This is a genomic window from Rhodopirellula sp. JB055 (genome assembly GCF_043100905.1).
In the GTDB taxonomy this organism is placed as follows: domain Bacteria; phylum Planctomycetota; class Planctomycetia; order Pirellulales; family Pirellulaceae; genus Rhodopirellula.
In genome coordinates, this window is record NZ_JBICHO010000485.1 from 1 (window position 1) to 14055 (window position 14055).

The following is a 14055-nucleotide window of genomic DNA, read 5'->3' on the forward strand; positions in this document are numbered from 1 at the left end:
AAATGTTTGCTGTTTCTTCACTTTTGGGTTTGTTCTTGGTCTGGACCGTGCAAGCGAATGACCAGCACTTGTGTGATGATTTTTTCGCGGTCGTGTCGCTCCAGGCCTGTCAGCACGAAACTTTTGCCTGGAGACAGCTTAAACGCCGAGTCAATCTTCTTGACTGCGGTACGTCGGGCAATGTCCTGTCTCGGTGCGAGAGTTTCCAGGGAGGATGCGTATTGGAACGTGTAGCTTTCCTGATCACCATTCCGGACCAGCAGGTTGAGTTGGAACGTGGTGTCGCCCATCGTGGTCGATTGACGCACGCGACTTCCGGGTGTGACACTTGTTGCATGGTGCACCATCAAGCGTGCCGATTTGCAGTCGCCAAGCTCGGCGAGAACCTTGTCGGAGTTCTTGATCGAACTGGAGCTCGCCAGTTTCTTCGTCAGTTCAGGCTCCTGCGTCGAGTTGAGTTCAAACCACTGAATCGTCACCCGATTCTGTTCGGCTGATAAACAGGGGGCCGCTAGCCAGAACATGAAGAGCGGAAGAGCGAAGTGCCGCATTGGGAAACGCCAGTTGAGACGGGGAAGTCAATGGAATGTTCCATTGGATACTCGGTGCAGCGATCGATTGACTTGATCGAGACCAAACCACATCGCGTATAATGGCCTGGATCATTCTCGTTGTGACTGCACCGGAGTCGTGAAATGGACGTTCGAACCACGACGATTGCTCGCCTTCTCGCTGCGACCTTTTGTGCCGCAGTGGCAATGCACTTCTACTCGCTTCTTCGTCCGTATCCGCTGATCGGGTTTCCGTTCACGTTGGCACTCACCGGTGCAGCGATCAATGTCGGATTGCGAGGGCGTTCTGGCCTTGTGAACGGACTTGCGATTGGTGCTGTGCTCGTGCCCTTTTTCATTGCGATTTCCGCGATATTTCGATAGACGAATACTACGTGTTCACTGCTTCTTTGTTTTTTGACGCGGGACGGTGCCGACGTCGTGGCATGGCAGTGGTGGAAGTGCGCTGAGGAAAAGTCGGCCGTAAGGTTTGGATCGAATTCGCGGGTCCAAGACCACGACCATCCCCGAGTCATCTCGGGTGCGGATCAGACGTCCAAACCCCTGCCGGAATTTGATCACGGCTTCGGGCAATTGGTAGTCGGGGAATGGATGGCCACCGCGGGCACGGATGGTTTCCAGGCGTGCTTCGAGAAGCGGATGGTCGGGAACGGAAAATGGCAGTTTCGTGATCACGACGTTGGTCAGAGCGTCGCCCGGCACATCGACTCCCTGCCAGAAGCTGTCGGTTCCAAGCAGCACGCCTCGTGGATCTTTGCGAAAGGAGTCGAGCAGTTGCGTTCGGTTTTGATCGCCCGCTTGGCTGTACAAGTGCAGGTCGCGTTCGATGCACCACGGCGTGATCGCTTCGGCGCATTTGCGAAGCAACGAGTAACTCGTGAAGAGCACAAACGCGTGACCATCGGTGTGGCCAACGAATCGCTTGATTTGCTGGGGAAGTGCTGCTTCGAATTCGTCTCGTTTCGCGGAGGGATCGGGCAGTCCACGGACGATGATCAGTTTGGCTTGTTTCTCGTAGTCGAAGGGGCTGCCGACCTGGAGTGAACGGCCAGTCGTCAGGCCAACGCGACTGCGAAAGAATTTGAACTTGTCTTGTTCGCCGGTCGCGAGCGTGGCACTGGTCATGATGACCGAGCCGATTTCGTCGTTCTGAAACACTTCTTCGCGAAGCGTTTGGCCGATGTCGATTGTTGAAGCGGACAGGTTGACTCGGTCCATTCCGCGACGACTGCCGGAGGTTTCAACCCAATAGACCGATTCTTGTTTGAGCGATTGGTCGAGCCATTCACGAAGACCGCCGGCCAGGGCGAGAAGTCGATCGTGAGCGGATTGGAAGTCTTGGCGATCGGAGTCGTTGTCCTGTGCGTCCGCGTGAGCACGCAGGCGCCGGGCGAGGATCTCCATCGGTTCGCTGAGCGGGTTGGGCACGACTTCGGGATGATGCACGCGACCGTTGCGAGAGCGTGACTCTTGCATCCAGTCCAGTACGCCGGCAAACATTTCGCTGGCCGCAAACCGGCATCGGTCGACCATTTTTTGCAGCGCGTCCAGGTTGTGCGCAACGAGCAAACCCTTTTGTTGGCGGTCGTTGTAAAGACGGTCGAACAGGTAATCGAATTGGCCGCTGGTCAATCGAATGCCGAGGTGATCACCGGCGACGGATTCGATGGTGTGGCATTCGTCGAGGATGATCGCGTCGTAATCAGGCAGCAGCGAAACGCCCTGCCGTCGCATCGCGATGTCGGTGAACAGCATCGCGTGATTGACGATCAACAGTTGCGCGTTCTGGGCACGGCGTCGGGCTTGGAAGTAGAAGCAGTCCTTGAAGTTCGGGCATTTGTTGCGAAGACAATTGCCCGTGTCGCTGCGGACCTCGTCCCAGACTTGGCCGTCGGGTTTGATCGGCAACGTCGAGAGCGAACCGTCGGGAGTGTTGTCGGACCATTTGCGAATTTCGCGAAGTTGCTGCATTTGGAAATCGTTGGCCATCAACGACACCGATTTCTCAACCGCTCGTCCCATTCGTCGCAGCGACAGGTAGTTGTTGCGACCTTTCACCAGCACCGCAGAAAACTCTCGCGGGATGACGCTGTTGAGAAGCGGGATGTCTTTGCCAATCAGTTGTTCTTGCAAACTGATCGTGTGGGTTGAGATCAGGACGCGTTTGGGGCGATCGGATTTCTCGCTTTGTTCACCAGCCGACGGGATGCGATCGTCAACCGAGTCAGCAGGCCGGGTTGGCTTTGTGCCTCCCGATTCGGTTTGATCGGATGTTGCATGCAGAATCGCGGCGGCCAAGTAAGCGAAACTTTTACCGGTGCCCGTCCCGGCTTCGACGACCAAGTGTTCGCGGTCGGTCAATGCTGAAGAGACCGCCCGCGCCATTTCGAGCTGCTGTTCGCGAGGTTCGTAGCGTGGCAATCGGCGGCTGATGTTGCCACCAGGACCGAGAATCGAATCGATCGAAATGGGATCGCTCACGTGGAGGCCTGCTCCGGTTCGGAGGTCAACGATCGGTCGTAGATGCGATGGGTTTTGCAGCGGGTGGCTCCGCCGCGTTCGATCGTTCCTCGCGAGAGTTGGTTGCTTTCGAGGACCCAGGAAAACTCACCCATTTCGATTCCGAAGTCGATTGCTTCTGGCAGGATTTTGTAGAGCGTGACCAAGCCCAGTCCCCATTTTTGGTATTCGGGCAACACGTTGGCGCTGACCAAGCGGAGTCGTTTAAGTTTTTTGCGGCCGAGCAACAGTTTCAGCCAACCGAACGGAAATAGCTTGCCGCCGATTTGTTTGATCAAGGGGTTGTAGTCGAGCAAGCCGAAGCCGGCCCCGACGGGTTTGCCATCGATTTCGGCGATGCTGGTGAGCTTCGGCAGCAACAGATTTTTCAGGCCTTTGCTTTGCTCGTCCACTTCCGATTCGCTCATCGGGACATAGCCCCAGGTCCGCTGCAGCGATTGGTTGTAGATGTCCAGGAACACCCGGACGTCGGCGTTGAAGTTCTTGGGATCGATCGTGCGACATTCGGCATTGAAACGCCGCGTCGATTCTTCGATCACGAACATCAACTTCGGATCGAGCGTTTCCAGGATGTCAATCGAGGCTTCGTAGCTGTAGAGGTCTTGAGACTTTTCGAAGCCGGCGGCTTGGATCAGTCGCTCGTAGTACGGATGGTTGTAGGGAATTAGGAACGTCGGCGGCGTATCGAAGCCATCGACCAGCAATCCGACTTCGTAGTTCAGGCTGGGGTGAACCGGTCCGCGAACACCGGTCATTCCGCGTTCTTTCAGCCAGTCACCGGCGGTGTTGAGAAGTTCGACAGCGGCCTCTTCATCGTCCTCGCATTCGAAGAAGCCGAAGAACCCGCGGGTTTCTTCGTGATAGCGATTGTGGGCGTGATTGACGACTGCCAGGACTCGGCCGACGACACGGTCGCCGCGACGTGCCAGGAAGGTCTGCCCTTCGGCGTCATCATAAAAGGGGTGGTGTTTGAATCCCAGCAATTTGACCCGCTCGCTCCACAGTGGCGGGACCCAGTTGGGGTCGTCCCGGTAGAGGCGTTTTTCGAGATCGAGAAATGCCTTTTGGTCTTTGCGTCCGGAAACGGGTTGGCACAACACATTTTCGGACATTCGCGGGGCCGTGAGTTTGGGAGGAGAGAGGGCGTTTGGAAAACATTCAAAGATAGCAGACTCAGGTTGGTTCTCCCATTGAAGCGAATATGCAAAAGTGTGGCCCCATGGAAACCATCCGAAGTTTGCAAAATGCCGCCGTCCGCCGAATCGTTTCGCTGCGTCGTTCTCGGAAACGACGTGCTGCGGGCGTGGTCTTGGTGGACGGGCCCAGGGAATCGTTGCGGGCGATCGAAGCTGGTTTGAAACTGGTGGCTTTTTACGAGATCGAACCCAAACCATCTGATTCGTCACAAAAACCCGAGATGCCTGAACAGGCGGTCGTTCGCCGGCGGGCGATGGACGCAGGCGTGCATCGCTGGGTGACGTCGGAGGTGTTCCGCAAAATCGCTTACACGGCATCGACGGATCGCTGCGTGGCGGAGTTTGCAGCGCCAGGTGATTCGCTGGATCTGCTCACGGCTCATCCCGCTTGGAAAGAAGGCTTGATCTTGGTGCTCGATCAGGTTGAGAAGCCGGGCAATCTGGGCGCGGTGTTTCGATCCGCCGATGCGGCGGGCGTTTCTGCGGTGTTGCTGTCGGATTGCCCTTCGGATCGATTCAACCCGAATGCCATTCGGGGATCATTGGGTGCGGTGTTCACGGTCCCCTCCGCTTCCGGCACTGCATCGGAAATCGCGGCATTCTTGAGGGATCAGGGGCATCGAGTTGCGGCCATGCGAGTTGAAGGTTCACGTCCACTGTTCGAATCGGATTTGCGCGGCAAGGTCGCAGTCGTGTTGGGCAGCGAAGCCGACGGATTGGCAGACCGCTGGGCGGCGGAATGGGTGGAACCCGTTGCTTTGCCAATGGCGGGGCACGTCGACAGTCTGAATGTTTCGGTCAGCGCCGCCATTGTGGCTTACGAAGCGGTTCGCCAACGTGGTTGAAACGCGGGAATGAGGGCTGGCGATTCTTCGTGAAACATGTTTTGGGGATCGATTCTGCCGCGAATCGAACGGGCTGGCCTGAACAGATCTGCTTGACTGAACAAAGTGGTCCTTGCTGGGGACGGTTCGTTTGGTCCCCGTTCGTGTGGGTCTGGCAGGCTCAGGCAGCATCTGTGTCAAGATCGATTCAACAGAACCAAGCGTTCGATCTGTCAAAATCGTTAATGCCGGAACCACCCGACGACGATACAGAGGGTGTTCGGGGGTCCGGCGATCATTTTCGCCTGGCCATCGACATGGAGAATGTGCCGGGGGGGTGCATGATCCCATAAAGATCGTGAGCGTAAGGATCCGCCATGTTGATTGGCAATACAATGAACCCGATGGGCTCGAACCAAATGGCTAGCCGCCGCAAACGCGAACGGCTCGCTCGTTGGTTGACCCAAGCCGTTGTTGTTGGGGGGTGCATTGCCGCAAGCCAGGTCGCCGGGAACACAGCGTTGGCGGACGACCCAACCACTGCAAAGATGCCGCCGATTCGCTTGGTTTCGGGGAGCATGCATCTCAACCCATTCGTGAAGCCATCCGCTTCACAGCCAGCGGTTGCTCCCAGTTTGGCGACCAACGTCAATGACCGAGCCGGTGCGAGCAACATGAATTTGCTTCCTAGCCAGGGCGTTGCCGAGAGCGGACAAACGGCGCTGTATCCCATTCGCCAGACATCCGACCAAACGATGTCAGAGATCAAGCTGAAATCGATCGGAACTGCGGTTGGTTTGTTGCCGATTGGTGCTCCTGTTTCGGAGCAGACTCCGTTGGTCGTGGAGCCGCCCCGTGCTCCTCAAACGAGAATCAATCCACATGCTCAACCGGACTACGACCGAGTTGAGTCGAGAGGCACGGTTGAATTGAAGGCCGCCCAGCTTTCACCCAAAAATGAATCAGCGGAAACAGAAGCCGCTCAAGTGGACCTGCAATGGATCCAGCCCAAAATAGCTGAGCGCGAAACTGCCGATCGAGTTGCTCCAGCGACGGGGCAGCACGAGGTGGCAATCGCGGAAGAGGTCGTCCTTGAAACAATGGCACCGGCAATCGTTTCGCAGCCTGTTGCCGTGGAAGCGACCGAGTTGTCGCCCCACGCTGATTCAGAGTTGGTCGCGGAAGCCGTTGTCGAACCCGCAAAAAAGTTGGTCGTCGAACAACCTCAGCCGGAAGCGTCTGAGCCGGTCGAGTTTTCGCTCAACGATGCGATGGACACGGAACCTGTTTCGCTCAGCTTCTCGGACGCCGGTTCTTCCGACCCAGACGTGTCCGAAACAATCAGCGAAGAACTGGTCGCGATGCCCGAGGCTTTGACTTTGGAGGCTCCATTGGAACAGCCTGCTGAATCAGCTTCGTTGCCTCAGTTGCCCAAGCCGGTGCAGATCAGTTTGCCTGGCGAGATGATGGCTCAGCAACGACGCCATCTGCCGGTGAAAATCGACGCACCCAGCCATGCTGAACGGGTCGCCTCGGAAAGCGTGCCCAATGCTCCGGTTCGACACCGAGCCGCAGTCGCTGTGGAGGCACCACCGATGGTCGCGGTAGCAAACCGGTCGCAAACGAGTCCCAGTGGCTCTCGCGTCAGTGCGGCACCGATTGTCCCAGCGTCATTGGCCGGTCCACGGGGAAACATGCAGCAAGACTCCATGCGACACAACTTTGTGCAGCATGAATCCGTGCAAGAACCGGGACCATCCATGCAGGTGCAAGACACGATCGTGTGCGATGCAAACGACGTCACCTCGTTGACGGTTGACGGGATCATTCAGGCCGTTCGTGTCGAAGACGATTCCGTGGCTCGAGTCATCAGCAGCACCTCACGCCACTTGAGATTGATTGGGGTTCGCCCTGGCAAGACACGTGTGTTGGTGCAGCAAAAAGTAGCGGGTCAAGAAGGTTCGCTTCGTGAAATCTACGAATTGCACGTGGGTTCGTCCAGCAACGTTCGTGGTGGCGAGAGCCAACAGGAGCAATCGTTGATGGAACTGATCGAGCAAAAATTCAGCACCGCATCGGTGCAAGTCACGCGTCAAGGTGATCGAATCGTCGTTCAAGGTGAATGCGATGATGCCAGAGACGCAAAAGAGATCGTTCGTTTGATTCGAAAGACATTCTTGGTGCCGGTGGAAGATCAACTGATCCTTCGCTAGTTCCTGTCCCGTTCGTCCAACCTACCACTACCCAGCCACCGTCGGTCACCGTGCCGCTTTGTTCGTCCTGAGGTTCAATTATGAACAACAACTGGTTTCCTCGATTCGCCGCACGATTGTTCGGCACCCTCGCCGCGGTTGGTTTGGCTTGGTCGGGTTTGGGCACCGCGGTCACGCATGCTCAGCAATTTGGCGGCCCAGCACCCAGCAACACGCTTATGCACGAAGGTCAAGCCTTTCGTGTTGTGCAGGCTTCTGATTCGGCAGCCGCTGGTTGGGATCTGAACGCGATGCAGACCGCGGCTGACGCTTCGTCGTCCGCGTTTGGCAATCAAATCGCTCAGGTCGGCCACCGTCACAGTGCGATGTCACAATCGTGTGGCAGTTGCGGGACCCAGTGTGGCGGAGCTTGCGGTTCGGCCAGCTACGGTTCCGGCGGCTACGGCGGCGGGATGGCATGTCCAACTTGCGATCCTTATCGCTATGCCAGTGTCGAAGCCTTGTTCATGCGTCGCGAAGGAATCGATAACTTCACCGTCGCTCGTGACTTTGCTCTCGACGACGTGGACTTCGAGTGGGCTCCACGGATCACCGTGGGGATGGTGCCTGATTGTGTCAACGGCATGGAGGTCGGCTTCACAGGGGTTCTGAATTGGGAGTCCGATGAGTCCCTGGTTCGCAACGATTCCCTGGCGACGCTGTTCGCAGTGGATGCAGCATGGCCTGATTCACTCACCTCGTTTGGTGTTGGGGCAGCCAATGAAGCTGATTCGCAGCGTCAAATCTACGAGTCGCAGCTGTGGTCGGTTGAAATGAACCGAACGATGATGGCTTGGAATGTAGCCAAGTTGCTCATCGGTGGACGCTACATCGATTTTGAAGATGACTTCCACTACACCAGTATCAACGATGGTGACAACGGTTTCTTGCGAAGCAATGTCGCCAACCGAATGATTGGTGTGCATGTCGGAGCCGACATCTACAATCCAATCGGACGTTTTTCATCGAGTTACGTCCGGGCTCGTGCCGGCGGTTATTTGAACCTGGCTGAATCGGACATGACTTTTGGGAATCAAAACTCTGCCGGAACAGACACACAGTACACAACCTCAGACAACTCATCTGAGTTTTCGGGAATGTTCGAGTTCGGAAGCGGTGTTCGCTACCAAGTCGGTGAGATCATGGCCGTCAGCGGCGGATTTGAGACTTGGTACCTGACTGGAGTGGGAACCTCGGAAGAGCAACTTGGCCGACGCACCTTGAATCCAAACATTGGTCGCACATTGATCGCCGACGACGATGTGTTCTTCATCGGTTTGACCTTCGGTGCCGAACTGAAGTACTGATCTCAGTCGACGGTGGCGACGACCGCCCCAGCGTCAGACGATACGACAGGACAATTCATGCCATCGGCGAGACCCTTCGGGGACCTTTCCGATGGCATTATTTTTTGTCGCGTCGAATTTTCTTTTGCAGCCAGCGTTTGGCAGAATCGCTGGGGCCGGACGAGGGCGTTTTTGTCGATCGTTTTTGTTGCCCGACGCTGTGTTCGATGATGCGAGTCTTGGTTCGTTCGAGATCTTTGCCGCATTCAGGGCAGATCGTGGGCGGTTGCCCCACACGCACGTTGCACTGGGGGCAGTAATGTTCAATCGATGGTCGTCGTGCGGCTTCAAACAATCCGCCGACCTCCGATGCCGAGAACCAGTTGGAATCGTCTTTACGAATCCTGGTTTCCGCGACGACCGATCCGTCTCGCACCAAAGCCAATAATTCGGCGGGCTTGTACGGACCGAGTTGTTCATCGCCTTTCTGAACAAACCAAACGGACATGCTTAATTTTGCTCGATATGGATGCTGCGCCGTCGTCGTTCGGCACGTCGAATGTCATCGATCAAACCGGCCACTTCACCGACGTTGTTGATCCCAACCAACTCCAGCTCGGGATCGCTTTTGTCGGTGCTGATGATGGAGATTGAACCGACGTTGAACATTCGCTGGATCGGTCCCTGTTCGTAGCTTACATCGCTGATGTCGATCACTTCAATTCGATCGGTGCGGCGAGTCAGGATTCCGGTCTTGTGAATGAATCGTTGGCTGGTGAGTTCGTACTGCACGCCCAGTCGTTTAGCCGCGTAGTTCAATCCCACCATGATCCAAAGAACTGCGATCACGATCAAAGCGATGCCGAATGTGAGTTGCTCGATGAATCCAGCCGCGACCAGAATGACAACGCTGAGGATGGCCAATCCGATCCAAGAACCAATCATCGCTTTGGGGCTGTAGCCACCTTCCCAAAGTGTCTCTTCTTTTTCGTGATCATCCAGTGATCGCTTCTTCGTGATTTCGTCCATGAACCTTTCTTTCGGAGTGCTCGCCGCTTGGCCCGACTCAGGTGCCGGGGTGGACGATGCCGCCGAGGAAAGCGGATCAGGAACCGACTCCGTTTGAGCGGGAGTGGTGGGGGTTGCGTTTTCGTCGGTTGGGTTGGCCGGGTCGGTCATCGTTGAGTCGTTCCTGTTGATTCAATTCGAGGGTTGGTTCACGAGCGGTTTCAATCCAAAAATCGTGCCAGTGCTGGCAAGTCGTCGCAGAACCAAACCAATGTTCTGAGCCGAAACCGTTGTCCTACTTGGCCGAAATCACCGCGTTCTGGGGCGCGACACCGTGAAGGCTCGGTCCGTGAATGTCAGACCAGACACCTCGCATCCGAAGACGTTCTGGACGATCATAGCACACCTTCGAAAGACTCGTGAATCATGCTTGCCCAGTGCACCGGGGCACAGTGTTTGAAAATCGGGTGAATTTTCTACATTGAATTTGACTGCAAATGCGTTGCCCGTTCTGTCATTCCGATAACGACAAAGTCCAAGATTCCCGGACGGCTGAGGCTGGATATGTGGTTCGGCGGAAACGATTGTGCCAAACCTGCCAACGGCGTTTCACGACCTTGGAGCAAATTGACGCTCTGAACGTTCGCGTGGTCAAAAGCGATGAAACGCGGGAGCCATTTGATCGCGAAAAAATCAAGCGTGGGATCGAGCGAGCGTGTTCCAAGCGGGCTGTGACCAGCGACGAAATCGAAAAGACAGTCCAAAAAATCGAAGAAGCGATTTACGCTGAATTTGACATGGAAATCCCCACTGCAACGATCGGCGAAGTGGTGTTGCGAAAACTCGCCACGCTGGACGAAGTCGCTTACATTCGGTTTGCCAGCGTTTACCGCGATTTTGATGATGCGAAAGATTTTCTGCAGATCGTTTCCAACCTTCAGCGTGACGCTCAAATGGACGGTCGTTGATGAGTCGAAGCACCCCCTTGGCTTGGAAAAATCTGGTCGGCAACCCCGCGCGTTTGTGCGTGGCGGCGGCGGGGGTGGGGTTCGCCGCGGTGCTGATGTTCACACAAAATGGGTTCCGCAACGCGTTGCTGGACAGTCCCGTGCGATTGATCGAGGTCGTCGATTGCGAGTTGGTCGCGATCAGTCCGGCTCGGTACATGTTGCCGGTGGATGAACGATTCCCGCGGTCACTGCTTCGCCGCGTGAAAGCGGATCCGGCTGTGGCCGACGTGCAGGCGTTGTTGATCGAGCGGACAATGGCTCGCGTGAGGGTCGAAGGCAGCCCCGCTCGACCGATTCGCGTGATCTCGGTTCCTGATTCAAGTTTGTATTCCCCATCCGAGCCCGAAGAAGGATCACAACCATGGTTGATTCTCGATGGGCTGGACGAGCATCGTGACGAGCTTCGCCGGCGACAAACCGCGTTGGTCGATCGTAAAACCCGGTCCGAGTACGGGTTTCAATTCGATTCGACGGGACAACCAGCGGAGCAAAGAATCGAGTTGTCCAAGCAATCGATTGATCTGGTCGGTTCGTTCACCCTGGGGACCGACTTTGCCAACGAGGGTTCGTTGTTGATCGCGGAGTCTTCGTTTGCAAGTTATTTCCCTCAGCGTGGCTATGGCAAACCGCTCGAGACCGTCGATCTGGGATTGATCCGCTTGCACGATGACGCATCTCCCGAGGAAGCCGCGAAGCGATTGACGCAGATGGCGGATGGCCAATGGGAAGTCCTGACGCGGCAACAGATTCGAGATCGCGAGCAGACATTCTGGAGTGAGCAGACACCGATTGGGATGATCTTCTTGATTGGCACCCTGATGGGATTCGCGGTCGGCGTCATCATTTGCTACCAAATTCTGTTCACCAACTTGCAAGACGCGATGTCCGAGTACGCCACGCTGAAGGCGATGGGGTATCCCAATCGGTTTTTCGTGAGTTTGGTGGTGCGTCAGTCAGTTTATTTGTCGGTTCTTGGATTCATTCCTGCGGTCCTGATCGCGTTGGCTCTGTTCCAGGGCTTGGAGGCGCTGACGGGACTGCCGATGGCGTTGACCATCACGCGGGCTGGTTCCGTGTTGGCCCTGACGACTTTGATGTGTCTGATCAGCGGGTTGCTGGCACTGCGGAAATTGGTGCGAGCGGATCCGGCCAGCCTTTTTTAGCGTGGGAAAGATCTGGTCGAGCCCAGTTCGATGGCAGTTAAGTCTGGTTTGCCGGGAACGCGGGGCGATACAATGCAGTCGCGTTTTCGTGTTTCGTGTGTGCGTTTCGTGTTCCCGCTGAGCGATGTGCGCTTGTTCGAATGCTAGTTTTCAATCGGTTTGTGTAGTGAATTCCCACGCCAATCTTCGTCTCAATGCCAAGGTTTCCTGGATGACTCGCTCGAGAATGACGGCGGCGATCTTCGCCGGAATGCTGTTTGCCGTCCCCGGGCTCTCAAAAATTGCTCTCGCTCAAGGGTTGTTTGATTCTCGGAGGCAGATGGGGAACGCGGAATTTTTGCCTCCCCCGCGAAGCATGCGGCAAATCATTCGAGATGCCGAAGAGGCGATCGACGAAGAACGCTACAGCGACGCGGTGGTGCGTCTAGGCGATTTATTGTTGCGATCCAGCGACGACCCGACTTCGGAAATGATGCAGGACTATTATTATCCCATCGAAGTGGATACCGAGGATGAAAACGAACCAGAACGCGTTCAGCCTGGGCAACCGCAGGACGACGAAGCGGAGCAACTGGCTCGCTTGCAAAGTCAATTGCCACGCAGCCTGCTGCGCCATGTTCGTGACATGATCGGCGACCTTCCCAAAGAAGGGTTGGAAATCTATGAACTGCGCTACGGGCCTTTGGCTAGCAAACGGTTGGAGGAAGCGGGCCCGATTCGCGACTGGAAAACGGTTGAACGCATCCGACGCGAAACCTTTCACACTCAAGCTGGCTACAAAGCGTCTGTCTTGTTGGCGGTTCGTGAGTGGACGCTCGGCAACCCACTGGCCTGCTCGTTGTTGTTGGATGATTTGGTCAGCCAACAGCGCATCGTCGATCAGGTGGGTGAGCCGGTGGTGATCTTGCATGCGATCGCGTGTGCAAGATCGGGGCGAGCGATTCCAACGCCAGCGAAGTTTCCCCAAGCCTTCACGTCGCTGTTTCCGGTCGGCGGACTCGCTGATGACAACGGCGTCGACGAAGTCGCTTGGAGAGAGTGGGTGTTGGCACAGAATGAATCGAAATTGGTGACGGCGGAATCTTTGGCAGAGAACTACCCGTTGCTGGGTGGCACGTTGGACCGCAACGGTTCAGGTGCCGGGCAAATGCCGCTCAGCAATCCTCGTTGGATGGTGGAATCATCCGCTAGCCCTCGACAGGAGCGGATGATTCAAGAGAAAACTCAACAGCTCAAAGCGACCGGGCAGTTGCCGCCTCCGTCCTGGACGCCACTGCGGGTTGGAGACCAACTGCTGATGCGAACGACTCAGCGTTTGCTCGGGGTCGATTTCCGGACTGGCAAACGAGTCTGGCAGTATCCCTGGTTCGCCCCCGCGGAAGACGTTTTGACGCCGGACCTCGCCGATCCGATGGAGGAGGAAGAGGACCCGGTTGATATTTTGGTGCAACGTGTTTGGAACGATGTCCCGTTTGGGCAAATTTCAAGCGACGGCAAACGGGTCTTCATGGTGGACGATCTGACCAAAATCGAAATCGAACGGTTCAGTCCGTTCGCAAGTCGAGGCATGTCGTCGCTGGCAAACACTTTGGTCGCACTCGATCTGGAAACGGAAGGCAAATTGCTGTGGCGACTCGGGAAGTCCGAGTCCACCCCTTCGGCATTGGCCGAAGCCTTCTTCTTGGGCCCGCCGCTTCCATTGCGAGGCGATCTGTATGTGATCGCCGAGGTTGCTGGCGAAGTGGTGCTGTTGTGCTTGGATCCGGCTGATGGATCGGTGCAATGGCAACAAGTGTTGGTGGCCGTGGAATCGGGCGGGGTTGGATCCGACCCCGTTCGCCGTGTCGCCGGAGCGATGCCCACTTATCACGAGGGGCTGTTGATCTGTCCGACGGGTGCAGGGGCCACGGTCGCGGTCAATCTGATTGACCGAACGATCCGTTGGGGGAACCAAATCCCGCGAAATCAGGAGTTTGTTCACAGCATCTATCGACCGAACACCCGCGTTTCCTCGAACCAATTGAGTCGCCGTTGGACGCACTCGTTGGCAATCGCGGACGGCACTTCCGTGGTGCTTACGCCGATTGAGTGCGATCGTTTGCAGGTTCTGGATGTGCTGTCCGGGCGGAATCGATTCACGCCTCGAAACCGAATTCGGCTGGCTTATGTTGCCGGTGTTCAAGACGGTCTCTTTTTTGTGGTGGGGGCCGACGAGGTGTCGGCT

11 protein-coding genes are annotated in these 14055 nt (G+C 56.3%); 6 read left to right on the plus strand and 5 right to left on the minus strand.

The window, feature by feature from the left end; genetic code table 11:
- Nucleotides 1-17: 17 nt before the first annotated feature.
- The 3 genes from ACF8AM_RS19125 to ACF8AM_RS19135 all read right to left on the minus strand — a co-directional run bounded on the left by ACF8AM_RS19125 (nucleotide 18) and on the right by ACF8AM_RS19135 (nucleotide 4204).
- On the minus strand, nucleotides 18-479 hold the full coding sequence (locus ACF8AM_RS19125; protein ID WP_392557185.1) for a hypothetical protein: 462 nt from the start codon (nucleotides 477-479) through the stop codon (nucleotides 18-20).
- A 471-nt stretch (nucleotides 480-950) separates the two neighbouring features.
- On the minus strand, nucleotides 951-3053 hold the full coding sequence (locus ACF8AM_RS19130) for an ATP-dependent DNA helicase (RefSeq protein ID WP_392557186.1): 2103 nt from the start codon (nucleotides 3051-3053) through the stop codon (nucleotides 951-953).
- A complete protein-coding gene (locus tag ACF8AM_RS19135; protein WP_392557187.1) occupies nucleotides 3050-4204 on the minus strand; it encodes an N-acetyltransferase in 1155 nt (384 codons plus the stop codon). The genes ACF8AM_RS19130 and ACF8AM_RS19135 overlap by 4 nt, the downstream gene beginning before the upstream one ends.
- Nucleotides 4205-4311: 107 nt before the next feature.
- Between ACF8AM_RS19135 and ACF8AM_RS19140 the strand changes: the two genes are divergently transcribed.
- From ACF8AM_RS19140 to ACF8AM_RS19150, 3 genes are all read left to right on the plus strand, one after another.
- The gene (locus ACF8AM_RS19140; protein WP_392557195.1) at nucleotides 4312-5133 is read left to right on the plus strand and encodes an RNA methyltransferase; all 822 of its coding nucleotides are present in this window, start codon (nucleotides 4312-4314) and stop codon (nucleotides 5131-5133) included.
- A 356-nt stretch (nucleotides 5134-5489) separates the two neighbouring features.
- The gene (locus ACF8AM_RS19145; RefSeq protein ID WP_392557188.1) at nucleotides 5490-7325 is read left to right on the plus strand and encodes a hypothetical protein; all 1836 of its coding nucleotides are present in this window, start codon (nucleotides 5490-5492) and stop codon (nucleotides 7323-7325) included.
- Nucleotides 7326-7405: 80 nt separating this feature from the next.
- Nucleotides 7406-8671 carry a hypothetical protein gene (locus ACF8AM_RS19150; RefSeq protein WP_392557189.1) on the plus strand — a complete coding sequence of 422 codons (1266 nt, stop codon included), beginning with the start codon at nucleotides 7406-7408 and terminating at the stop codon, nucleotides 8669-8671.
- 97 nt (nucleotides 8672-8768) lie between these two features.
- Here the strand turns inward: ACF8AM_RS19150 and ACF8AM_RS19155 are convergent, their stop codons facing one another.
- Nucleotides 8769-9158 carry a DUF4339 domain-containing protein gene (locus ACF8AM_RS19155; RefSeq protein ID WP_392557190.1) on the minus strand — a complete coding sequence of 130 codons (390 nt, stop codon included), beginning with the start codon at nucleotides 9156-9158 and terminating at the stop codon, nucleotides 8769-8771.
- Nucleotides 9159-9160: 2 nt separating this feature from the next.
- Nucleotides 9161-9829: a PH domain-containing protein gene (locus tag ACF8AM_RS19160; protein ID WP_392557191.1), complete on the minus strand. Its 669-nt coding sequence runs from the start codon at nucleotides 9827-9829 to the stop codon at nucleotides 9161-9163.
- Nucleotides 9830-10155: 326 nt separating this feature from the next.
- Between ACF8AM_RS19160 and nrdR the strand changes: the two genes are divergently transcribed.
- The 3 genes from nrdR to ACF8AM_RS19175 all read left to right on the plus strand — a co-directional run.
- The gene (nrdR, locus tag ACF8AM_RS19165) at nucleotides 10156-10626 is read left to right on the plus strand and encodes a transcriptional regulator NrdR (protein WP_392557192.1); all 471 of its coding nucleotides are present in this window, start codon (nucleotides 10156-10158) and stop codon (nucleotides 10624-10626) included.
- Nucleotides 10626-11831, plus strand: a complete 1206-nt coding sequence (locus ACF8AM_RS19170; protein WP_392557193.1) for an FtsX-like permease family protein — start codon at nucleotides 10626-10628, stop codon at nucleotides 11829-11831. The genes nrdR and ACF8AM_RS19170 overlap by 1 nt, the downstream gene beginning before the upstream one ends.
- A 166-nt stretch (nucleotides 11832-11997) precedes the next feature.
- Nucleotides 11998-14055: PQQ-binding-like beta-propeller repeat protein (locus ACF8AM_RS19175; protein ID WP_392557194.1), on the plus strand; the 2058-nt coding region annotated here is incomplete at its 3' end.